The sequence below is a fragment of the Pseudocitrobacter sp. 2023LY-00077 genome (genome assembly GCF_055796175.1).
In genome coordinates this window covers 1-1,195 of sequence record NZ_JBSPEI010000081.1, presented here as the reverse complement: position 1 = coordinate 1,195, position 1,195 = coordinate 1, and the positions used below count along the sequence as shown (strand labels likewise).

1 protein-coding gene is annotated in these 1,195 nt (G+C 53.1%); it reads left to right on the top strand.

All coding sequences use genetic code 11. The annotated features are described in order from the left end of the window. The first annotated feature begins 68 nt into the window (after positions 1–68). Positions 69–1,049, top strand: a complete 981-nt coding sequence (locus ACWWFX_RS25745) for an IS5-like element IS5 family transposase (protein ID WP_000019402.1) — start codon at positions 69–71, stop codon at positions 1,047–1,049. Positions 1,050–1,195 lie beyond the last annotated feature (146 nt).

The window sequence follows — 1,195 nt, the reverse complement described above, 5'->3', positions numbered from 1 at the left end:
GGAAGGTGCGAACAAGTCCCTGATATGAGATCATGTTTGTCATCTGGAGCCATGGAACAGGGTTCATCATGAGTCATCAACTTACCTTCGCCGACAGTGAATTCAGCAGTAAGCGCCGTCAGACCAGAAAAGAGATTTTCTTGTCCCGCATGGAGCAGATTCTGCCATGGCAAAACATGGTGGAAGTCATCGAGCCGTTTTACCCCAAGGCTGGTAATGGCCGGCGACCTTATCCGCTGGAAACCATGCTACGCATTCACTGCATGCAGCATTGGTACAACCTGAGCGATGGCGCGATGGAAGATGCTCTGTACGAAATCGCCTCCATGCGTCTGTTTGCCCGGTTATCCCTGGATAGCGCCTTGCCGGACCGCACCACCATCATGAATTTCCGCCACCTGCTGGAGCAGCATCAACTGGCCCGCCAATTGTTCAAGACCATCAATCGCTGGCTGGCCGAAGCAGGCGTCATGATGACTCAAGGCACCTTGGTCGATGCCACCATCATTGAGGCACCCAGCTCGACCAAGAACAAAGAGCAGCAACGCGATCCGGAGATGCATCAGACCAAGAAAGGCAATCAGTGGCACTTTGGCATGAAGGCCCACATTGGTGTCGATGCCAAGAGTGGCCTGACCCACAGCCTAGTCACCACCGCGGCCAACGAGCATGACCTCAATCAGCTGGGTAATCTGCTGCATGGAGAGGAGCAATTTGTCTCAGCCGATGCCGGCTACCAAGGGGCGCCACAGCGCGAGGAGCTGGCCGAGGTGGATGTGGACTGGCTGATCGCCGAGCGCCCCGGCAAGGTAAGAACCTTGAAACAGCATCCACGCAAGAACAAAACGGCCATCAACATCGAATACATGAAAGCCAGCATCCGGGCCAAGGTGGAGCACCCATTTCGCATCATCAAGCGACAGTTCGGCTTCGTGAAAGCCAGATACAAGGGGTTGCTGAAAAACGATAACCAACTGGCGATGTTATTCACGCTGGCCAACCTGTTTCGGGCGGACCAAATGATACGTCAGTGGGAGAGATCTCACTAAAAACTGGGGATAACGCCTTAAATGGCGAAGAAACGGTCTAAATAGGCTGATTCAAGGCATTTACGGGAGAAAAAATCGGCTCAAACATGAAGAAATGAAATGACTGAGTCAGCCGAGAAGAATTTCCCCGCTTATTCGCACCTTCC